At 62.4% G+C, this 21,859-nt stretch carries 15 protein-coding genes; 8 read left to right on the top strand and 7 right to left on the bottom strand.

Annotated features, from left to right (window positions below; all coding sequences use genetic code 11):
* Window positions 1–142: 142 nt before the first annotated feature.
* From MUG96_RS08145 to MUG96_RS08130, 4 genes are all read left to right on the top strand, one after another.
* The gene (locus tag MUG96_RS08145; protein WP_246988212.1) at window positions 143–1,393 is read left to right on the top strand and encodes a sulfatase-like hydrolase/transferase; all 1,251 of its coding nucleotides are present in this window, start codon (window positions 143–145) and stop codon (window positions 1,391–1,393) included.
* Window positions 1,394–1,508: 115 nt separating this feature from the next.
* The gene (locus MUG96_RS08140) at window positions 1,509–2,696 is read left to right on the top strand and encodes a glycosyltransferase (protein WP_246988210.1); all 1,188 of its coding nucleotides are present in this window, start codon (window positions 1,509–1,511) and stop codon (window positions 2,694–2,696) included.
* Window positions 2,693–3,883, top strand: coding sequence for a glycosyltransferase family 4 protein (locus MUG96_RS08135; RefSeq protein ID WP_246988208.1), 1,191 nt, complete (start codon window positions 2,693–2,695; stop codon window positions 3,881–3,883). The genes MUG96_RS08140 and MUG96_RS08135 overlap by 4 nt, the downstream gene beginning before the upstream one ends.
* A 53-nt stretch (window positions 3,884–3,936) precedes the next feature.
* On the top strand, window positions 3,937–4,920 hold the full coding sequence (locus MUG96_RS08130) for a glycosyltransferase family 2 protein (RefSeq protein ID WP_246988207.1): 984 nt from the start codon (window positions 3,937–3,939) through the stop codon (window positions 4,918–4,920).
* On the opposite strand, the gene MUG96_RS08125 is transcribed toward MUG96_RS08130, so the two are convergent.
* Window positions 4,887–6,587 carry a right-handed parallel beta-helix repeat-containing protein gene (locus MUG96_RS08125; protein WP_246988205.1) on the bottom strand — a complete coding sequence of 567 codons (1,701 nt, stop codon included), beginning with the start codon at window positions 6,585–6,587 and terminating at the stop codon, window positions 4,887–4,889. The genes MUG96_RS08130 and MUG96_RS08125 overlap by 34 nt on opposite strands.
* A 241-nt stretch (window positions 6,588–6,828) precedes the next feature.
* Between MUG96_RS08125 and MUG96_RS08120 the strand changes: the two genes are divergently transcribed.
* The 3 genes from MUG96_RS08120 to MUG96_RS08110 all read left to right on the top strand — a co-directional run bounded on the left by MUG96_RS08120 (window position 6,829) and on the right by MUG96_RS08110 (window position 11,055).
* Window positions 6,829–8,577: an asparagine synthase-related protein gene (locus MUG96_RS08120; RefSeq protein ID WP_246988203.1), complete on the top strand. Its 1,749-nt coding sequence runs from the start codon at window positions 6,829–6,831 to the stop codon at window positions 8,575–8,577.
* Window positions 8,578–8,840: 263 nt separating this feature from the next.
* On the top strand, window positions 8,841–9,770 hold the full coding sequence (locus tag MUG96_RS08115) for a polysaccharide deacetylase family protein (RefSeq protein ID WP_246988201.1): 930 nt from the start codon (window positions 8,841–8,843) through the stop codon (window positions 9,768–9,770).
* Between the two features lie 229 nt (window positions 9,771–9,999).
* Window positions 10,000–11,055, top strand: coding sequence for a GNAT family N-acetyltransferase (locus MUG96_RS08110; protein ID WP_246988198.1), 1,056 nt, complete (start codon window positions 10,000–10,002; stop codon window positions 11,053–11,055).
* A 117-nt stretch (window positions 11,056–11,172) separates the two neighbouring features.
* Here the strand turns inward: MUG96_RS08110 and MUG96_RS08105 are convergent, their stop codons facing one another.
* Entirely contained in the window at window positions 11,173–14,124 is a 2,952-nt protein-coding gene (locus tag MUG96_RS08105; RefSeq protein ID WP_246988196.1) for a hypothetical protein, read from the bottom strand.
* 382 nt (window positions 14,125–14,506) lie between these two features.
* Here MUG96_RS08105 and MUG96_RS08100 point away from each other — a divergent pair, with 382 nt between their 5' ends.
* Window positions 14,507–15,916, top strand: coding sequence for a sulfatase (locus tag MUG96_RS08100; RefSeq protein WP_246988194.1), 1,410 nt, complete (start codon window positions 14,507–14,509; stop codon window positions 15,914–15,916).
* Between the two features lie 66 nt (window positions 15,917–15,982).
* Here the strand turns inward: MUG96_RS08100 and MUG96_RS08095 are convergent, their stop codons facing one another.
* The 5 genes from MUG96_RS08095 to MUG96_RS08075 form a co-directional block, all read right to left on the bottom strand.
* Window positions 15,983–17,506, bottom strand: a complete 1,524-nt coding sequence (locus tag MUG96_RS08095; RefSeq protein WP_246988192.1) for an ArnT family glycosyltransferase — start codon at window positions 17,504–17,506, stop codon at window positions 15,983–15,985.
* A 256-nt stretch (window positions 17,507–17,762) separates the two neighbouring features.
* Window positions 17,763–18,596, bottom strand: a complete 834-nt coding sequence (locus MUG96_RS08090; protein ID WP_246988191.1) for a sugar phosphate isomerase/epimerase family protein — start codon at window positions 18,594–18,596, stop codon at window positions 17,763–17,765.
* Window positions 18,597–18,788: 192 nt separating this feature from the next.
* The gene (locus tag MUG96_RS08085; protein WP_246988189.1) at window positions 18,789–20,438 is read right to left on the bottom strand and encodes a GMC family oxidoreductase; all 1,650 of its coding nucleotides are present in this window, start codon (window positions 20,436–20,438) and stop codon (window positions 18,789–18,791) included.
* The gene (locus MUG96_RS08080; RefSeq protein WP_246988187.1) at window positions 20,438–20,950 is read right to left on the bottom strand and encodes a gluconate 2-dehydrogenase subunit 3 family protein; all 513 of its coding nucleotides are present in this window, start codon (window positions 20,948–20,950) and stop codon (window positions 20,438–20,440) included. The genes MUG96_RS08085 and MUG96_RS08080 overlap by 1 nt, the downstream gene beginning before the upstream one ends.
* A gap of 73 nt (window positions 20,951–21,023) precedes the next feature.
* Window positions 21,024–21,839 (bottom strand): hypothetical protein, encoded by an 816-nt coding sequence (locus MUG96_RS08075; protein ID WP_246988185.1) that lies wholly within the window; start codon window positions 21,837–21,839, stop codon window positions 21,024–21,026.
* Window positions 21,840–21,859 lie beyond the last annotated feature (20 nt).

Raw genomic sequence — 21,859 nt, 5'->3', positions numbered from 1 at the left:
CCACAGCGAACCAGTACTCCGGCGGCCTCGAACCTTCGACGGGATAGCTCGACCGACTGTCGCGGGTGGAAGGGCGCCGTCCCCCCTGCTGGCGTCCGTAGTCGATCAATAACAATCACCGGGAGCGACCTCGGTAGCAGCCATGTCAGGGCGTCCCGATGTCGTCTTCCTCACAATCGATTGCTGGCGGTACGACGCTGTCACCCAGATGCACCGGCTCCGTGCGATGGCATCGGAGTCGCTCGACCGTGGCGAAGCCATCTGCCAGTCGGCGGCGACCCCTGGCGTGTTCCCGGCGATCCTCGGGAGCACGTACTACTCCTCGGCCTATGACGAGTCCGGTGCGCTCGACCACGGGCCGACGCTCCCTGCCTTGCTCTCCGACGCCGGGTACGAGACGGGTGCGGTTGTGGCGAACAACCCCTTCCTGGAGAAGTTCCGCGACGAGTTCGACCACTTCTGGAACGGCGGGTCCGGAACCGGGGAGTATCGGCGCGTGTACCACTACGCGCGGCGCCGACTCAGGCGGACTGTTCGCCGCCGGTCGTCTGTCTCGGCTCCCGACGTGGCAGACCATGCGCGCGAGTGGTTCCGGTCCACTTCGGGACCGCGCTTCCTGCTCATGCACCTGATGGACCCCCACGAGCCGTATTATCCGGGACTGAAGCGCTGGCTCGGCGTCGGTCCGCTCCGCGCTCGCCGCGCCCTCGCCCAGTTCTCCGAGGACCGTCTCGCGATGACCGACACCCAGCGCGCGACCATCGAACGCCTCTACCGGGGCTGTGTCGAGTTCGTCGACGCACACGTCCGTTCGCTTCTCTCGTTCGTCCCCGACGACGCGCTCGTCGTGGTCGTCGGTGACCACGGCGAGGAGTTCGAGCACGGAGCCTACCGGCACGCACGCCTCTACGACGAGTGTGTCAGGGTGCCACTTTTCACCCGGAACCTCCCCGAGGTGGCCGCCACGGACCGGGTGCGCCAGCTGGACCTGCCTCCGTCGGTCCTGCGTCACGTGGACGCGACGCCCCCGGACGAGTGGGACGGACGGCCGTGTGACGGCACGAACCGGGATTCGTTCATGCTCAATCACTCGCCACACCGCGGCGAGAGCTACCTCGGCCTCCGGACCGACCGTTACAAACTCATGCGAACGGTCGACCACGACCGCAGTACACACCTCGACACGGAACTGTACGACCTCGCGACGGACCCCCGGGAGACCCGCGACCTCGCCGAAACCGAACGGGGGGCGGCACGAGTCGACCAGCTCTCGGAGCGACTCACCGCGTTCGTCGACGAGAACGACGTGGAGGCCGGCATCGATCGCGGAACCGGGAGTCACCCCGAGTCCGGCGCGCCCGAGGAACGGCTCGAGGCGCTCGGGTACGTGTGAGACGCGGTTCGGCGGTCCAGACCCTGGGGACGACGCGGTCCGGTGGTCCCGACTCCGGGCCGCGAGCCGTGGTAGTCGGTGTAAAACTATACCCGACAGGCCCCGGACTCCAGGCGTGCGAAACGAGAGCCGTACCGATGCTGACCGGAGTGCCGAACCGGCCGCATCCAGTGCCGACGGCGAGACGCTCGACGTCCTGCTCGCGCCCGACTACACGAGCTCGAACCCGTACCAGGCCAACCTGGCCGAGGGGCTCGCGAACGGGGGTGCGACGGTCAGCCTGGGGTCCGGTCGCGGGTACCTGCTCCCGCTCTCGCGTCTCGCAGCGGATGAGGGCCTGCCGGACGTCCTCCACCTGCATTTCTTCACGCCGTTCATGATCGTGGGCGACGAGCGGCTGGAGCGGTTCGGACTCGGGGCGCTCGTAACGCTCGTGCTGGGGCTCAGCCTGCTCGTCGACCTCGCGCTACTGCGGCTCCGTGGTGTCGTGACGGTGTGGACGGTCCACGACCTCGTCAACCACGAGCGCCGGTACCTCCGCATCGAACGCGCGGTCAAACACGTCGCCGCGCGGTTCCTCTTCGACCGGATCGTCGTCCACTGCGCGACCGCCGGCGAGGAGTTCCGACGCGCCTTCTCGCTCCCCGCGTCGACGAGCGAGAAGACGGTCGTGATTCCGCACGGGCACTTCCTCGACGATTACCCGAACGAGGTCGACCGCGAGACCGCCCGGGACCACCTCGACCTCCCGTCGGAGAGCACCGTGTTCCTCTTTTTCGGTTGGATACGGCCGTACAAGAACGTGCCGCGACTCGTCGAGCAGTTCAAACGACTAGATTCCGACCGCGCACGGCTGCTCGTGGTGGGGAGCGCACGGTCGGCGGCACTCGAACGGACCATCCGCGAGGGGAGCGCCGACGACGACCGGATCGAGACCGTCCTCGAGTTCGTTCCCGACGACGAGGTGCAGTACTACATGAACGCCGCCGACGCCGTCGTCCTCCCGTTCCGGACCGAGGAGCGGAGTCTGCTGACGTCGGGGAGCGTGCTCCTTGCCATGGGGTTCGGAAACGCCGTCGTCGCCCCGGCGATAGGGTGCATCGGTACCCTCCTCGACGACGAGGGTGGGGTCTGCTACGACCGCGGGGCGACCGACCAGCCGCTCTCGGGGATGCGGGCGCTGCTCGATGCCGACACCGACGCGATGAGCGAGCACAACAGGCGCACGGTCGAATCCCTCGACTGGGACACCATCGGGGAACGGACCCACCGGACCTACCAGCGGGCGGTGGCCGAACGATGACGACGGACGAGACCGACCTCACGGTCCACTTTCTGCCGGATTACACGCCGACGAACCCGTACCAGGAGCGACTGGCCGACGCGCTCCGTCGGCGGGGTGTCGCCGTCCGGGTCAGCGATGGGGGTGGCAGTGGCCTGCCCATCCTCCGCGCGATGTGGGGGCGGGACGTGCCCGACGTCGTTCACGTCCACTTCCTCCACCAGTTCGTGACTTCCTCATCGACGCGGTTCCCGACCCTCGTCGCCCTGGTCCTCAGCATCCGCACCCTCCTCGAACTGGCCGTCCTCCGGCTGTTCGGTGCCTCGCTCGTGTGGACGGCCCACGACCTCGTCAACCACGAGCAACGGTCCACGGTCGTCGAGGTGGCGTTCAAACACGTCCTCCTCAGATTCCTCACCGAGGACGTCATCGTCCACTGTGACGCCGCGGTGGACGCTGTGATCGACTTCTACCACCTCCCCGAAACCGTGGCCGACCGGATGACCGTCGTGCCACACGGGACCTTCGCGGGGGATTACCCCAACGAGGTGGACCGCGAGACCGCACGGGACCGCCTCGACCTCCCGCAGGAGGAGTTCGTGTTCACCTTCTTCGGGTCTATCCGCCGGTACAAGAACGTTCCAAACCTCGTCGAGACGTTCGGGGAACTGGACGGAGACGCACGTCTCCTGGTCGCCGGGAACCCCCGGACGGAGGCTATCGAACGCGACGTGCGCGACGCCAGCGAATCGGTCGACGGAGTCCGGACGGCCCTCGAGTTCGTCCCCGTCGAGGAGGTACAGCTGTACCTGAACGCTGCGGACGTCGTGGTCCTGCCCTTCCGCGCGGACGAGGCCAGCATGCTCACCTCCGGGAGCGTCCTGCTGGCGATGAGCTTCGGCCGGGCAGTCATCGCCCCCAACATCGGCTGCATCGCGGAGTACGTCGGCGGGGACGGGGGATTCGTCTACGACCCAGCCGAGGACGGCGAACTCCGACGGGTGATGGCGGCCGCGCGTTCCGCGGACCTCGAGGCGATGGGCGAGCGCAACCGAGAGCGCGCGGCGAAACTGAACTGGGATCATATCGCCGCTCGCACACACGCCGTCTACGCCGATAGTATCGACACCGAAGCGAAAAGTGCACGACTCGCGGCCGGACGACCGAGTGGACTCGGACTGAATCAGGGGTCGGACCGCCGGCGGTAGGAGGGTCGTAACAATGCGATCCAAAGTCGGTTCTTCCATTCGTGAGCGGTTCGATGACCGACGACCAGGGTGACCCCCGACGTACGGAGTCACTCGTCAGCGTCGTTGTCCCGACTTATGGCCGCGATACGATCCAGTTCCAGGACGCTATCGAAAGTGTCCGTGACCAGACTTACGGGCACATCGAGCTCGTCGTCGTCGACGATTCTTCTGACGACATCTCGTCGTGGCTCGATTCCCATGATGATTGGTTCACTGCGGTAAAACGAATCCGTGACCGAGACCACGACGGAGCGGCGGCGGCCCGTAACACGGGTATCTGGAACACCAGGGGCGAATTCATCGCGTTCCTCGACGACGACGACCGCTGGCACCCCGAGAAAATTGAGCGACAGGTTGCGACGTTCCGCTCGGCCGGCGAAGAGACAGGCGTCGTCTACACGGCACTTGAGTACGTCAGAGAGGGAGAGGTCCTACGCCGGGCGTCGGCGACGACCAGCGGTGATGTCACCAAGCGCATACTTATGGGGACGAGTCTGGGAACGTTCTCGACGCTTATGATCCGATCCTGCCTACTCCCGGTCGCGGGATTCATCGACGATCGATTCCCGGTGCTGGAGGACCGCGAGTGGTGCCTCCGCCTGTCGAAGCACTGCCAGTTCGAGGCGATTGACGACCAACTCGTCCGCTACCGACAGGGCGATCACGAACAGCTAACGGACGACTTCAGGGCCCTCCGGGACGTCGCAGTACCTCTCTTTGAGCAGAAACACCGACCACTTGCCGCAGCCTACGGCCCGGCCTGTGAACGTGCCTTTCTCGCATCACTCTACCAGACCTGTGTAACGTCCGGACTTAGCAGTGGTCTCTACGGGGAGGCCCGGCGATTCGCCCTTCGGTCGCTCGCGTACGACCCGACGAACCGGCAGACCTGGATGACCTTAGTTGCGGCTCTTGGCGGCAAATACACGTATTACCCGCTCCGGCGGGCTCGCCGCACAGTTCACCACCTGGCGAACCAGTTTACGAGCGACTGAGGAGTCTCCTCGGTGTCGCCTGTACCCGAGGACCCGTTCCAGTTCTGGCCGCTACACGAGGCCGGAAGTGTCGGTTCAACCCCTTGTTCCGATTCGAGTGTCACGTTCGGGGCAATCTGTACTGAACAGGTGTTTGGCGAATCGGACATCGAGATCCGTATCGGAGTGGCCACCACGGAAATATCGGTATCGTTGATTATTCCGTTCGGAGAGTCGATCGCAATAATTCCGGTCCCCGCACTCTCAAGATTGACCGTCGTCCCATCGACAACATAACCCGCCGCATTCTCGAACGTGATGCCGTCACGATCTCCCTGGAAGTCGATACGGGAGTTCGCGATCAGTACCGATTCACGGTCGGAGACATCGATGACGGCCTCCCGACCGCTGGATTGGCCAGTGATCCTGACGTTCAAGATGTCCACGCGCGGGTTATCGGGAACTCGGCCCCGTGTACGGACGCGTGACCCTGATCGTCCCGGTTTGTTGATATCGACCGGACGGACGTTGCCACTTCCAACGTAGATATCTGTGTTACTGATGGTCGTCTGCCCCGCGGATCCATCGACTTCGATAGCCCTCGTCAGGTCCGGCACATCCCTGAGAGTAACCTGACAGCGGTCCATCATTCCACCGGCCTGCGTTCTAAACCCGGACTCGAACCACATTCCCGAGGAGACCGACGTGAATACGTTCCCGAGCGTCCCCTCTATGACCTCCGAGCGATCGAGGATAATCTCTGAGTCGCGGATGTACGACCCAGTCCCCGAGATACGCACGCCTGCCCCGTTATTGTTCTTGAACGTCGTGTTCTCGATTCGGATGTTGCCTCGGGTACGCGAGGCGTATATCCCGTGTGAACTCATGTTTTCTATGTGGGAGTTTCGGATGTAGAGCGTTCCCACAGTCTCGGCCGGGCCGACGAAGATACAGGAGTGGCCGCCCGGGTACTCGGCGTGGTGGGTCGGACCACTGCGGACGAGAGAATCGATGATACTTACGCCGTCAGGATCGGTGACGTGAACGTGGAGCGGTCCCTGAACGCTCGTCGCGGGTTGAGCCTGGCGTGCGGTCACGTCGGACGCATAGAAACCGGCGTATTCGACGTTGTTAAGCCTGAGCCCGCCAGCCAGTTTGAATGTGTTGGTGAGCCACTCGTGCCGCCCCTGCCGGACGTCGAACGTGAGGTTCTCTACGAGAACATCACGTCCCGAACGGATGTTGATAAAGTGGTGACCAGCTTCCTCCTGTGGGCGGATTCGAACGTCCGTCCGGTCCGACGAACGCCCCCGGATGCCCCATCGCTTGAGGTTTTCGACGCTGTGTATCGTCTTTGTCAGGTACTCTCCTGGCGGAAATTCGATGAGCGTGCCGTCTTCGAGGTTCGCGGCGAGTGCCTCATCTATGGGAATCTCTCCACTATCGTCCATTCCGATATCGTCTACAGCATCAAGAACTCGATCGAACTCGATCTCCGCGCGATAGCTCGTTTGCATCTGTTCCGGCGTTTGCGTCGGCACCCCCTCAGACGTCGTCCGGTTTCGACTTACCGAATCACCTTTTCTCATACTAACAGGTTCATTTCCGTCGGAGAAAGAGGAGAAAATGGTCAGCGCACCGACAGTACCCATCGCTCCGGACAGTTTGAGAAATTTCCGGCGGTCCATGATAGTTGTCCCACAGTCTGAAAAACATCTAAGTATGACCTCCTTACTGGAACCCGGTAGTCCAGGTATAACTAAGCCCGAACTCGAGTGAGGGTACACCCATGCGGCGATTCACAACGTGTATCCCCCCCACTGAGGCTATCACACCTGCAGACATGTCGGTCAGTTATAGGTCTGTTCCTGGACTCGTCGGCTCGCAATCCTGTGGTAGAATCCTATGACAGGGGTATGCGGTGGGGCAGTGACGGGTTCATCGCTCGAAATCATGCTGGAGGGGATGCGTTCCGAATCATGGTACGGGAGAGAGCGACTCGAAGCGTCTCCGATGGGGACTGGACTCGTGACACACGGGAAACGGGACCCAACGGGGACGGAGACACTGAGCGATGGATCTCGATTTCTCGCCATTTACGGTACCCTCACGAACCGCTCGGAACTGGGCTGGTCATTACGAGATACCTGTGACCGTGTACTATCGGAACCGAAACAGGCTCTGAAAGTATTAGACGGTCCGTTCATTCTCGTCGTCGCCGACGCGACAGCGGATCGCCTCGTCGTCGCGACCGACAAACTCGGAACTCGGCGCTGTTATTTCACGAACGAGGAGCGGTTCGTATTCGGAACGTCCGTCGAACCCCTCCTCACGCACGTTTCGAGCCCGACTATCGACCACAGAGGGTTAATTGACCTGGTCACGATCGGGCAGGTGTGGGGCGGCCGAACCCTCATCGAAGAGGCACAGTCAATGCCGCCGGGTACGGTCCTCGTCTACGATGGGGAGACCGAAAACGTGACGCTCAACCGCTACTGGGAGCAGTCGTTCGACGACTCTGCCCCGCCGTCTGTGTCGGACCTCACCACGGAGTACCGACGAGTGATACGCGATATCGCCGGAACAGTCGGGACCGACCAGCAGATCGGTGTGTGGCTCTCAGGTGGGCTTGACAGCCGGACGATGGCGGCAGCACTGTGCCGTCATCGGAATCTCAGAACATACACCTATGACGCGAATCCCCCCACGGGGACGAACCCGGAACTCGCCGGTCGCGTGGCCGACACTCTGGGGGTCCCGAACGAACAGGTCACGCTCTCAGCCGATAGGTTCGTCCCTGTCTTGGAGGACGGGATCGAGATTGTCGACGGGATGATACCGTGGACGGCGTTTCTCAACCTCTCAGCAAGTTTCCAGTTGCCCGATCAGCCCGACATCATGCTCGAAGGGTCGGGACAGGGTGGACTTCTCGGGAACGACGTCTGGCAGAGCGACCTCGAACGTGGCACGTCACCCGCGGACGCCCTGTACCGGAGCCATCACTTCGTCGACAAAGAGACGAGCAAGGACCTGCTGTCGGTCGGCATCGACCCAATGCGGACGTACGAGGAGGAAACGAGAATCGGCGGTGCCACGGAGTTCAACGGACAGGTGCTTGGCGCGTACCGGCGGAACTTCTATCCTTACGGTGAGTTCGCGAGTAACGCCGTCGCACGCAGCCAGACCGGAACACGGGTCCCGTTCGCCGACGGAAAGTTTCTGCGAATGGTCTCACGACTCCCTCGCGACGCACGAACCGGAAGTATCCCCTTCACCCGTGGAGTGGTACCGTACGGAACCGCCCGGTTCAAACTCGGACTAGCGAGGGAACTGAACAGTGGTCTCGAACGGATTCCGTACGAACGGACAGGCGTCCCACCAGCACGTCCGCTCTGGCAACATGCTGCAGGGTTCGTACTCACGACTGCCGTCGATAGGCTCCGAGGCGAGGCAACGTATGGAGGAGACACGCTCGCCGGCGAGTGGTATCGCCATCACGACGGCCTCAGACGGAGAGTGAACGCTCTTATCGACGATGTTTGTGACCGCGAGTGGGCGAGCGAGGACGCGATTCGCCACCTCCAACAGCAACACCTCGACGGTGTAACAGACCACAGCAAACCGCTGTCGTGTCTAACTACTGCCGAACACTGGATTCAGACAGTTCTCGACAAGTGATCGTCCGGAACACAAGCCCCCCGGACCGGTTGCTACCGAGAGTCTACAGTAATTGCCTCGTATAGCTCCGGACTATGCCCCACCTGCTCGTGCCATCCTGCTCTTCCTGAATACGGTTCTCCCACGAATCGTTTACCGATAGCCCGACGACTGAGCAGGGTTGTCGACTAACACATAATAAATCACATCTTTAGACCTATTTAAATATGAATTTATTATTTAAAAGGGTGAATAACAATAAGTATAACCTCATTGTTCAGACTATGGGTTCGTTCGTCGTCTCGCTTGATGCGGAACTTGCCTGGGGCTACCACCGCTACAGCGATGACCCGAGTGAACGAATCGGTTCGGGCCGTGATGGCTGGTTCCACCTTATCGACCTCTTCGATCAGTATCAGATTCCAGCCACCTGGGCCGTCGTCGGACACCTCTTTCACACCGCCTGCGGCGGTCATCACCCCGACCATCCAGTCCCCGAAGGTTGGTTCGAGAACGACCCTGGCGGAACCGAATCCAGAAATGGGGATTGGTTCGGGAATGAGGTTATCGAGGCTGTCCGTACGGCCGATGTTGATCATGAGATCGGGTGTCACTCGTACTCTCACGTCGTGTTTGGCGCCCCAGAAACGAGGTCTGAGACCGCAGCGGCCGAATTACGAGCCTGCAAACAGTTGGCCAAACAGCAGGATATAAAGCTCAATTCTTTTACATTTCCTCGGAACGAAGTCGGGCACTTGGACATCCTTGCAGATCACGACTTCGTGGCGTATCGATCTCCGAATCCACCCGGTTGGTTTGAGCAAACGCCGCTGAGCAAACCCGCTAAATTAGTCAATATGCTAACTAGATTCCGCCGGGCACCGCTCATGACGCCCACGATCAAGCGAGAGGGGTTGGTCGCGATTCCTGCCTCGCTCCATCTGTTCACGTTCGAAGGGGCCGTCCGTCGAGTCGCCAGTCCCGTCGCCTCACAGCCGGTCGTCGATATCGCGAAAAAAACTATCGATGCGGCCACACGCAAGGATGGGGTGTTTCACCTCTGGTTTCATCCGCACGCGGTCAGCACCCAGGCGAACGTAGATCGTGTAAGGTCAATACTCTCGTATGCACGCGAACGTTCGGACTCAATCGACTTCCGGACGATGGGTGAGATTGCACGGGAGCGGCTGACAGCAGAATCCGGAGAACAGTAATCCCGCTTGAGGAGTGCTCAGTAAGAGGCATTGTTTATTCATCCCGACGCAGGAGGAGAGAAAACAGTTCATAACAATACTCAAAGCCGGCCCAGCGACACCAACCCGTGATGAACAAGTGCCAGCGGCGACGCGACGTGGGACAGTTTCGTTCACCGGCGCAGGGCTCGGACACGTCGGCTGTTGGATCTCCTGTAAGACTGGATGCCAGTCGGTCTGAACGTCACCGATGACCGAACGTAGCACCACCGTTCACAGTTCGATCGAATCAGTGAACGAGAACCAGTGGAACAACCTCGTCAAGCAGGCGGAACTCGGTTCTGTCTTCCACCGGTACGGCTGGCTCGAAACGATCGAGCGAACGCTCAATCTCGAACCCAGGCACGTCGTCGTCTCGAAAGGTAACAATCCGATCGCGGTCTTCCCGAACTTCGTCCGCCCGCTGGATCTCCCGGTCGAATCCACAGCCATCGGCCGGCTTCCTCTCACGGAACTCGTGTCTATTGACCCCGGCTACGGCGGTCCAGCGATCGTCACAGACGAGGGCGAATCTCTGGAATTGCTGTTCGAGGGGCTCGAAAGCATCGGGGGTCCAAGCCTTGTCTACCATGCCGTGGTCGCGAACGACCTCAATTATATCCGCTACGGGAAGTTCTTCGAAAAGAACGGCTACCGACAGACATCGATGGGCTGTCGCTTCGAACATCATCTTGCCCGTGGGTGGGAAGCCATTCGTAACGAGATGCACAAAGAGCGGCGCCGTGCCCTTAGAGAGGCCGACGACCTGGGTGTCGAAACACGGGTTCGAGACCTGAGTGATGGACTGGATGATCTCTACCGATCGTACGAGGCGAACATGGCGCGTATCGAGGGAGGTACTTTTCCGAAATCGTTTTTCGTGGGGATTCGAGACAGCCTTCCGGGCCGCCTGTTCGTTATCACTGCGTCCATCGACAAGCGAGATATTGGGAGTTATGTGTACGTTCTCAACGACGAACGCGGGGCTATCCATCACCTGTTCTCCGCTATCCCAGACACCGATGATTTTCAGTATTATCCTTCGGAGGTACTCCATGCTAATGCAATCAATTGGGGTATCGACAACGACTACCACGTGTACGACTTCGGTGGCACAGGAGCAGCCTTCGACAACAGCGTCTTCCGGCATAAAAAGAAGTTCGGTGGCAAGACAGTCCCTATTCTTCGCTGGCAAAAAGGGCTGTCACCGATTACCTGGCGAGCGTTCAAACTCGGACGCCGTGTCTATCAGAAGTGGGCGTACTGAATATCGACTGGTCCGCTTCTCTTTGGACCGATCGCAGGGCGCGTTCCACCGAGACCGATAGCAGTGCAGTCGGCACTCGTGATGATTGACCGACGCTCAAAAAACCGCCTGTGCGTGTTAGCCGTCGCTGTCGTGGAAGTTGACGTTCGCCGTCCCGTCGAGGAGTAGCCGGTCGATGTCGCCGGAGAACCGGAACGCGTCCACGTCGCCGTCGACGGAACCGGTCACGGAGTTCGCAGTCACTTCCTCGTCGCCTTCGATTGCGGCGACGTCGGGACTCACGGCAACTTCGCCGGTCACTTCGAACTCGTAGTTGGACTCGGCAGTACGGCCGTCGATGCGGAGCAGGTGGTCGAGCGTGGCGTCCTCGCTCGTGCCGAGCACGGCATCGTCGACCTGCGTCCCGTTCACGTACACGCCTGCTGTCCCCGACAGTTCGAAGGTGGTGATGGCACCGGAGAAGACGTAACTGTCGGTGCCGCTCCCGACGCTGCCGGTCGCCGTCGCCCCGTCGATGGTGTCGCCACCGTTGAAGTCGTCGGCCTCGAGGTCGGCCGCGATGTCGCCATCGACCGCCACCTCGTAGTCCGCGGTGTCGACGCCAGCCCCGTCGATAGTGAGCGTGTTCGGGAGTCCGACGTTCGAGAGGTCGACGAGCGCGTCGTCGACGTAGACGCCCCCGGTGTCGGGAACGGCAGCGTCGATCAGGCGGCCGTCGAAGTGGAAACTGTCGCCACCGCCACCGCCGACGATGCCGGTGATAGTGCAGGTCCCGTCGTCGTTGGCGGTGACGGCTTCGCCGACGCCGTCCTCCTCGGGCGTCGCGGCGTACTCGCCGTCGGTATCCAGTTCCGCGTCGCCGGTGACACGGAGACTGTACTCGAAGGCGTCGACACCGGCGTCGGCCATGACCCGAAGGTCGTGGTCGTAGCCGTCGTTAGGGTCCCGCGTGGAGGGCACGCTGCTCAGGTCGAAGGTCGACCCGTCCACGTACACCGTGCCAGGACCGCCGAGGTCGGCTGCCAAGATGTCGCCGTCGAAGTGGAAACTGTCGCCACCGCCGCCCGCGACGATGCCCGTGATGGTGTAGGTTCCGTCGTCGTTGGCGGTGACGGCTTCGCCGACGCCGTCCTCTTCGGGCGTCGCGGCGTACTCGCCGTCCGTGACGAGTTCGGCCGCACCGCTGACGGTGATGCTGTACTCGAAGGCGTCGGCACCGGCGTCGGCCATGACCCGAAGGTCGTGGTCGTAGCCGTCGTTCGGGTCCCACGTGGAGGGCACGCTGCTCAGGTCGAAGACCGACCCGTCCACGTACACCGTGCCGGGACCGCCGAGGTCGCCGGCGAGGATTTCGCCGTCGAAGTGGAAACTGTCGCCACCGCCGCCCGCGACGATGCCCGTGATGGTGCGGGTTCCATCGTCGTTGGTGGTGACCGCTTCGCCGACGCCGTCCTCCTCGGGCGTCGCGGCGTACTCGCCGTCGGTGTCCAGTTCGGCCGCACCGCTGACGGTGATGCTGTACTCGAAGGCGTCGGCGCCGTCGTCGGCCATCACGCGGAGGCCGTGGTCGTAGCCGTTGGTCGAGTCGGTCGAATCCGTCGTGTTGTCGGTCGAATCCGTCGTGTTGTCGGTCGAATCCGTCGTATCCGTCGAGCTCCCGTCCAGCGAACTCGGGAGCGAGCAGCTCTCGCCGTAGGTCAGGTTACTCGTGTCGACGGACGCGTCCTCGATGACCGTCGCGGACCCGCCGACGTTGATGTTCGAGTCGGAGATGGTCCCTGTCGGACTGTTGAACTTGCCTTCCCGGATACCGACGCCGTCGACGGTCCCGTCGACGTCGATACAGCAGTTCTTCACGGTCGCGTCCCGGCCCCGGATGTCGAGGGCGGGGTCGTTGCCGTTTGCGGACCCGGTGATGGTGAGTCCGTCGAAGACCACGGACTGGTCGTCCGGGAACCCGTCCGGGAGGGAGATGCGGGTCGTGTCCAGCGCCCTGACGATGGCGTGGTCGTCCGTCTCGCAGTGAACACTGACGTTCCGGTACTCCGTGTGGCTGGCGGCCCCGTCACACTCGATGAGGAAGGGTCGGTCGCCGTCGAAGTCCGGGACGCTCTTGCAGATGATCTCGGTGTCCTCGACCAGCCCGCCGTTCTGGGGCGGGTCGGTCTGGGAGACCGTCCAGATTCCATTCGCGAGTGAATTGTACTTCCTGGACCCGTCGGGGTAGATGTTGTCCGGGTGCGCGTTGTCGACGTCGATGACGACCTTGCAGTTCCGCACGACCGCTCCGTCACCAGAGACACGACATTGTTGTCCATTGTTATTCTCGAACGTGCAGTTCTCGACACGGATGGTACCTGGGGACTGTGAAGCGTACATCGCGTGCGAGGACATATTCGCGATGTAGCAGTCACTGATGTTGAGTTCGCCGTAGACGTCCGTGCCGATGTAGAGACAGGAGTGACCGTTCGGGTACGGCTGCATATCCGAGGGCCCCTTCTTGACGATTCCGGAGATGTTCGAGACACCGTCGGAATTCTGCTGGTGAAACCGGATCAGGTTCTGTGCAGTGCTGGTAGTCGGTTTCTCCGGGGGATCGTCACTCGGGTTGAACCCGGCGAACTCGATGTCGTGAAGTTCCGCGCCGGTTGTGACGTCGATGATGAGCGAACTCCACTCGGGAATAGTGTCGTGCTGATCCAGAGTGAAGTTCTCGAGGAGGATATTGGCTCCCCCTTCGACTCGAAGGAACTCGTACCCCTCGTACCGCGGCGGTTTGATGACGACGTCCTCTTTGGTGTCACCGGTACCACGGATACCGAAGTTCCGCAGGTCGTGGTATGTCCGGTCCCCGGTGAAGAGATATTCGCCCGGGGGGAACTCGATGAGGGTATCGTTCGCGATTGCCCCGTCGAGGGCGTCGTCGATGGGTTCGCTTCCTGTCGGGTCCATCCCGAGGTCGTCGACCGCGTCGACGACGCGTTCGAAAGCGATCCCACGCCGCGATGTGCCTGCGGTGGCAAGCGTCGACCCGGTCGCGACACTCGTCGCAGCAGCACCGGCCAACATTAGGTACGATCTTCTATCGAGTAGGGAGTCTCTATCACTCTCTGCGGCTTGGTCGTCGGTATCGACTGAGTCTGTGCTTGGTCGCATACATTTCGGTAATAACTACTTACCTGGTAAGAGTGTTATTTCCACTTACATTTTTTTGCCCAATTATTGGCCAATATTTGCTTACCAAGTAGTGTCAGAACCGTTCAGAGAAGAGTATGTTCACGGCTCGAGGGGGTTGGAAAGTATCGCGCCCAGTAGATACATCCTTCTCGGATAGTGGACGTCGAGGCGATGCCGTCGAGAGTGGTAGGAATCTATTACACCCGCCTCGAACGGGCACCTGCGGGGGCCGACGGTGGAAGTAGGCGAGTAACAAACCGACATCCGGGTAGTAATGCCCACGATGTCCGAGTCCTCGTCACGTCGACCGCCCGTTCTCTTCCTGGTGCTGGATTCGATGCGGACTGACCGGCTAGCACTCTACGGGCACGACCGATCGACGACGCCGAACCTGGACCGGCTCGCGGAGCGGGCGACGGTCTACGAGAACGCCGTCGCGCCCGCCTCGTGGACGCTCCCGTCGCACTCGTCGATGTTCACCGGCCTGACGCCGTCCGAGCACGGCGTCACCAACGGGTTCCTCGACACCACCGGCGCCCTCCGCCTCCCCGACGGAACGACACCGCTGGCGGCGGCCCTCCGGGACCGGGGCTACCGGACCGCCGGGTTCTCCAACAACCCGTGGGTCGGACAGCTCTCCGGGCTCGATACCGGGTTCGACGAGTTCCTGGAGTGGAACCTGGAGATCGGTCGCGACGGGGGGACGGACATCCACACGCGCCGCGACCGGCTGTACTCCCGTGGCCACTCGCTGCTCGGCCACGCCGCCAGACAGCCGCTGTTCCTGCTCAAGCGGCGCTTCTTCACGTCTAACCTCGTCGACCGAGCGATTCGGTGGCTCGGCGCGACGGACGAGTACCCGGACGCGCCGTCGTTCACGTTCCTGAACCTGATGGAGGCACACAGCCCGTATTTCCCGCCGAAATCCGCGTTCCGCGAACTCGACCTCCCGGTCCCCGGCCCCGTCGAACCCCGGCTGCTGAACACCCGTCTGCTGGCGTACGTGATGGAGAAGACGGCACTGACCGAGGAGCGCCGGGAGCGCGTGCTTGAGTACTACGACGCGAGCCTGCGGTATCAGGACCGGAAAGTCGGAGACCTCCTCGCGGCGTTCGAGGCCCGGGTCGACTTCGACGACGCCCTGATCGTCGTGTGTTCGGACCACGGCAAGACCCTCGGCGAGTACGACCGCGACGGCACGCCGCCACACTACCTCCGTGATATCAACGTCAACGTTCCCCTGATCGTGAAGTACCCAGGTCAGTCCGAGGGGCGGCGTGTCGACGATCCCGTGGAACTACGACGGCTGTACGATCTCGTCCGCACCGGCGGCGCGCGGCCCCTCGAAGCCGACGCCGGGATCGACGAGTACGCGCTCGTCGAGGAATTCGTCCCGCACACCGGCCGAGAAGACACGGAAGTGGTCCGGTGGCGTGCGCTGGTCGGTCAGGATTACAAATACATCAGGAACGAGGACGGGGATTCGTTCCTCGTCGAACGGACCGGGGTCGGGCAACGTGAACGCCCCTGCGACGCGAGCGAGGTGAAACAGGAACTCGCGACCGACCTCGACGCGCGCGTCGCGGACCTATCGACCGGGCCGGCGACGGAGGACCAGTCCCAGACCGAGCAGGAGTTCGGTTCCGACGTCGAGGCACAACTCGAGGACCTGGGCTACCTGTAAACGGTAGTGGGACGGATTCGAGATATCGGTTTGCAGGGCCGTGTGCTGGAGGGGACCGTTCTCGGGTCAGGTTTCGGCTCTTCGGTAGATGACGTACTGGTCCGTTCTCTCGACCGGTTCGTAGTTCCGATTGAGATACCCGACGAGCGGTTCCTTGGTTTCGGCCCAGTACCGATCCTTCGCTTCGATAGTGCCGTCCTCAGACGTGTAGCTGCGTAACACGGCCACGTACTGCACGTTACGTTGATCGAGGTCGGTGACAGTCCGGTCGACCAGTACGTCCGCGTACGGCGGTCCGATCCACGTCGAAACCGGTCTGATATCGTCGGTAAAGTAGAAGACGTGGTTTCCGGGTGGATACATGTACACGGGACCGTCGGCGTGGGCGGCGATGTCGCGTGCGTCGGCGGCATCCACGGACATGTCGGTATCGAGCACCGCTTGCGCGTACACCACGTTCACCCCGGCGGCGCCCACGACGCTGACGAGAAAGAGCAACGTGAGTATCGTGGACCGAGAAGGAAAGCTGCCGAGGAAGTCGCGAATCCGGAGTGGGTTCCGTCCGAACCGTGCCCAGCCGTCGAAGAGCGCGACGGTTGCGAGGAGTGCGAGCGCCGGAAACGCGAACAGGAATTTGTGGTCGCCCGCGAACGCCGTGGCACCGGGTATCGATAGAATGGCGCCCCACGATGCGACCAGCAGGTGCTCGTCGGAGAGCACGCGACCCCGTGCGATTGCGATGCCGGTTCCGAGGAGCATCCACCCGGCCAGTAACCAGACCGGAAACAGCGATAACAGCGCCAGAACGTGCTGGTACAGGTCGAACGGGGTGGAGTATCCGACCAGCGGCACGTACGCGGAGTAAAACAGCGTGGCTTCGAGTATTCCGTTCAAATAGAACGCTCCGAACGCGACTGCCAGTAGACAGAGGAATCCGACCCCGATGGTCAGGATTCGGCGCGCGGATCGATACACGTACTCACGGGTGCGAAAGTTCGGATACCGGAGCTTGAGTGCGTGAACTGTGATTATGGCGGCCCCGAACAGGAACACCGTCTGGTTGAGGAGGACACCGATCCCGAGACTGGCACCCGCGAGGGCGTCCGAGATCGCACGGTCGTCGAGGAGCCAGAGGGCTGCGGCCAGAAGTGTCAGGACTGCCCACGGCTCCGTGAGGAAAAAGAACCCGTCGAAGTGGGGTAAATAAACCATCACCAGATACAGGAGGCTCGCAATCATCCCGACCCGACGATCACGGAGTTGCCGACCGAGTTCGAATACGAGCAGTCCGGAGACAGCGGTGACCGCGTAGGTTAGGAGTCTGAGAGCCCGGAGCGGCTCGGAAAACAGCTCGAAAGCGGCGACACCGATCAGAAAAATACCTGGTGGCTTGTGGTCGGCTATATCCACGTAGAGTGTCTGACCGTTCGCCACCTGCTCGGCGACCGCCAGGTAAATCGCCTCGTCGAAGTGTAGCGGTTGTGAGAGATACACGAGCGGGAAACCGACGGCGAGGGCGAGAAACGTCACGACGAACCAGCGGTCGTGATTCGCCACCAGCACACGCCGGACAGTGGATCGTTCGCTCACGACTTCCCCTCCTCGCCAGAACCGCCTTGGACTACCGTATATCGTCTTGGTGTGGACAGCACGTGTAACTGGGCAAATAGTTAGCTCGGAATAAAGTTAGATGGTTATTATACACTCGAGCAGCGAATTCTCACTACGATTAGAAAGTTGAGACGCACGGTTGCTCGCCTGGTCGACCGGAACGGAACGAGAAATCGCCAGGGATCGACCCGCACAGTACCGGGTTGGGGCCCGCACCTCTAGAACCGGGGGGAAATCAAGGGTTTGCGGTCGCGTGACCGAACCCGAGTGACGGCCGGTGTCCACGGTCACCTCGGTCGGGGGCGGTCTCGAGTTCGGAAAGAGCACGCTCGAACGCTTCGGTGGTTTCTGTCAGTGTCTCGCCCGCATCCTCGCTTTCGACGATAACCCACTCGATGTCCCGGTCAACCGCTGTTCGCAGAGACGCCTCGACATCGACGAGGCCGTTCGCGAGACCGCTACCCCGGTACGCCGGCGGGAACCGCTGTGTTCGCGTCGCGTTGCTCAGATGCATCGCTTGTACGCGACCGGCGACGAGATCGAGGACGGCGGCCAGGTCACGGCCGGCGGTCCTCACTTCTTTCGTGTCGATTTCGAAGGTCACCTCGGGTGCCGTCCGCTCGACGAGTCGTTCGAAGGCGGTTTCGCCGCGTAACCGTCTCGGTGAGATTTCGTCGAGTGCCCAGGCGGCGTAGTGTCCGGCACCCTGAGGCGTGACGCTTACGTCGACGAGCGCGTCGAGGCGGTACCGGTCGAGCGGCGGAAAGTGCATCGCTCTCGTGTTGTGGACGAGCAACTCCAACCCGTGGTCGGTGAGTCGATCGGAGATTCTCAGTAGCCGTTCCGCGAGTGCGTCGATGCGGTCACGCGTCACGAAGTGAGTCGAGCCGATATGTGGAATCACGAGTCGGGTACAGTCGACCGACGTGTACAGTTCGACCAGTTCCCCGAGGTCGGATTCCAGCCGCGAGAGCGACACGTGGGCAGCGACTGGGTCGATTCCCGACTCGGCGAGTGCCGACCGAACCGCACGAACGTCCGCCTCGTGAATACGGTCTGCGAATTCCACCCCACGATAACCGAACTCACCGGCTCGACGAATGCTATCCGGAAGTGTCTCGCTCGATTCGTCCAGCGAGTAGAGCTGCAGTCCGATACTGGTGGTCGGCTGATTCCTGGACATATCACCACCAAGCCCCGACCTCATTTGGTTAGTGACAGTCTAAGAACGTCTGGTCACGATTCTTCTCGCCGAGTGGTATTAGGATAGTCGTTCGTGGAGGTCGTCGGCGAGTCTGCGAGTCAGCGCTGCGATGGTGAGCGTGGGGTTCGCAGCGCCCGACGTGACGAAGGCGCTGCTCGAACTGACGTAGAGGTTCGAGAGTTCGTGAGTCAAAAGCGTCGGGTCGACGACGCTCTCGGACGGTTCGGTTCCCATCCGGGTACCGCCCATGTGGTGTTTGGCCGTCCAGGGGCTGTCGGGACCCGATTCCGTGGTGATGTCGACGGCGCCCAACTCCTCGAAGATATCGTGGATGCGGTCTTCCACCCGGCCGAGACACGCACGAGTACGGTCGTCGATACTGTAGGTCACCTCGGGAACCGGGTTTCCGTGGGTATCCGTCGTCGACCGGTCTATCCCGATCCGGTTCGCTGAGACGGGCAGCTGCTCAGTCCACGCGTTGATCGACAGTTTTCGAGTGGACCGTTCGGCGACGTCTTCGTGGAGGGCGTTTCCCCAGTCGTCGCCCGCTAAAACGCTCTCGACGTCGCCGCGGGCGAGGCGTCCCGATACCGGGCTCTGGTCGAGCGCGAGTTCCGTCGGCCGCGGTCCCGCCGTGTTACTCAGTTCAATCACGAACGTCCCGCGAGGGCCCTCGTCGTATTCGTAGAACTGCTCCGTGATCCGCGTCGAGTACCCGATGAGGTGCTGTCTCGTCGGTTCGTCGAGCGTCGCAGTCACCGTAATCCCGGGATGCTCCATGAAATATCGACCGAGGGTCCCGCTCCCGTTCGCGAGGCCATCGGGATGCCGTGGGGACGCCGAGAGTAGCAGCAGTCGGATCGTTTCGACGGCACCACAGGCGGCGACGAAGTACGTTGCCCGCTGCCGGTGGGTCCGGCCGTCAGGGGTCGAGTAGACCGCTTCGACGATCCGTTCACCGCCCTCGTCGTGGACCAGTCGCCGGACCGGCGCACGGTCGATGATGCGTGCACCGGCTTCCTCCGCACTCTCGACGTGAATCGATGCGTCGTATTTCGCCCCGGACGGACAGACCGGGTCACACGTTCCGAACCCGATACACTCGCCTCGGTCGTTGTAGGGTTCGATGTTGATAGCCCGAGGTGCCGAGTGTGTCTCGATACCGAGTGCCGCACAGGCCTCCTCGATTAGCCCGTCGGAGTACGACGGCGGGAACGCCGGCTGTGGGTACGGTTCGTCGCGTGGTGCGGCGAACTGATGGGGGGCACCGGAGACACCCATCTCCCGTTCGGCTTCGAGATAGTACGGTGCGAGGTCGTCGTACCCGATGGGCCAGTCCCTTCCGAGACCGTGGCGGGACCGCATCTCGAAATCCTCCGGGTGGAGACGGGGCGTCAGCGCTCCCCAGTGGAGCGTCGAACCACCCACTCCTTTGACGCGGGATTCGTTCAGGTAGTAGCGGTGTGTGCCCGACGAGACGAACGCGTCACGGGGACCGCCCATCTCCCAGACCGCACCGCGCCCGTACTCCGGTCGAAGCTCCATTTCCATCTGACCGAGACGTTCGTCCAACTCGAATCGGCGCCCGGCTTCCAGCACCACGACGTTCCACCCCCGCTGGGCCAGTGCGTCGGCGAGAATCGCCCCGGCGGGCCCGGAACCGACGATACAGACGTCCGCGTCGGCGCTCGGCTCACGCGACGACATCATTGGTCCGGCCCCCGCTGATACGCGTCTCGGCCGCCGGGATGCCCGGGCGGGTTCTCCATGTTCAGGAGGCGACCTCCAACGGGCGACGTATATAACGCGTACAGGAGTTCGTGGACGAGGTAGTATCGGATCCGCTGGGGCGTCGTACCGTCCGGGTCGGAGATCGCCCTGTCGACGCCCAGAGCCCTGAGGACCACGTCGCGACGGTCCGGAGAGAGCGACCGGAACGACTGGCCAAACTTCCTGCGCGCCGCGCGGTCGAGTTCGGTGACGGCATCGGTGACTGCACGGTCGTACCGTTCCTGTGCGTGACGCCGCCCGAGGAGGTACGTCCGCACGAATTCCGCGTCAACCTGGACCGAAGACGGATAGACCAGTTCCGAAGTCGCGACCATCGTCGCGACGATTCGCTCGGTCGATGGGTCGGTGTCGTCGACCCGTCCGAGCACGGCCGACCCGACGCCCAGTACGGCGAGCGCCGCAATCGCATCACGGCGTGTGAGACGCATTTTCCCCCGCTATCGGTGGCACCCGCTTAGTTAAATAGGCTGTACTGCGAGGGCACTCCCAGTCCGAGACGTATCACTTGCGGACTGCGACCGTGAGGAGGGCTCCGACGAGGAGCGCGAGAAACGCCTGCACTAGTGGATACGAGCCGCCGGCTGCGGCGAGCCCCAGCGGTTCGACGACACCGGGGAGCATCTTCGCGAACTGTTCGCGGGCCTGCGGGACCGACGCGACGTCGTGGTGAACCAACCCGAGAACGAACGCACCGCTCAACCAGAGCAACGAGAGGAGGACCACGAACGCCTGCCCCGTCAACCAGTCCGACCGACGACTCGTCGGTGTGTATGGTCCGTCCGCTGCGACGGCGACGCCTAGGAGAACGAGCGGTCCGAGGACGACCTGGGGAACGAACCGGGCAGTGAATAACACGGGGACGGCTGGGACAAACGAGAATGCGGTCAGGAGTGGACCAGTGACGAGAAACCAGGCGACACTACAGGCGGCTGCGGCGAGCGCGGTGGAGAGATAGACGCCGCCGCTGGCAAAGACACCCTGCCAATCGTCGAGGCCCGGGAGCGGCCAGGCCTGCCAAATGACGGCCCAAACCAGAACGAGGACGGCGTCGCTCGTAACCCGAACGAGGACGACGGGGCCGGCCTGGGCGGCGGCCAGTTCCCGGAAGAGCGACCCGAGAGCGAATCCGAGTACGCCTGCGCTCCCGAACAGGATTCCCAGTGGAGCGGCGAACGCGTAGACGAAGTGCCCCGCACCGAAGAGCGTGGCGAGGCCCCCACCAACCGAGGCCGTACCGGCGCTGATCGCGACCACGAGCCACGCTCGGCGACTCCCCGGATCCGCCGTCAGGTGGCCGAGTGTGCTCCCCTGACTCATACCGGCGCGTCATACCGAGG

The organism is Halorientalis marina, assembly GCF_023028345.1.
In the GTDB taxonomy this organism is placed as follows: Archaea; Halobacteriota; Halobacteria; order Halobacteriales; family Haloarculaceae; genus Halorientalis; species Halorientalis marina.
This window is presented reverse-complemented; position numbering and strand designations above follow the sequence as displayed.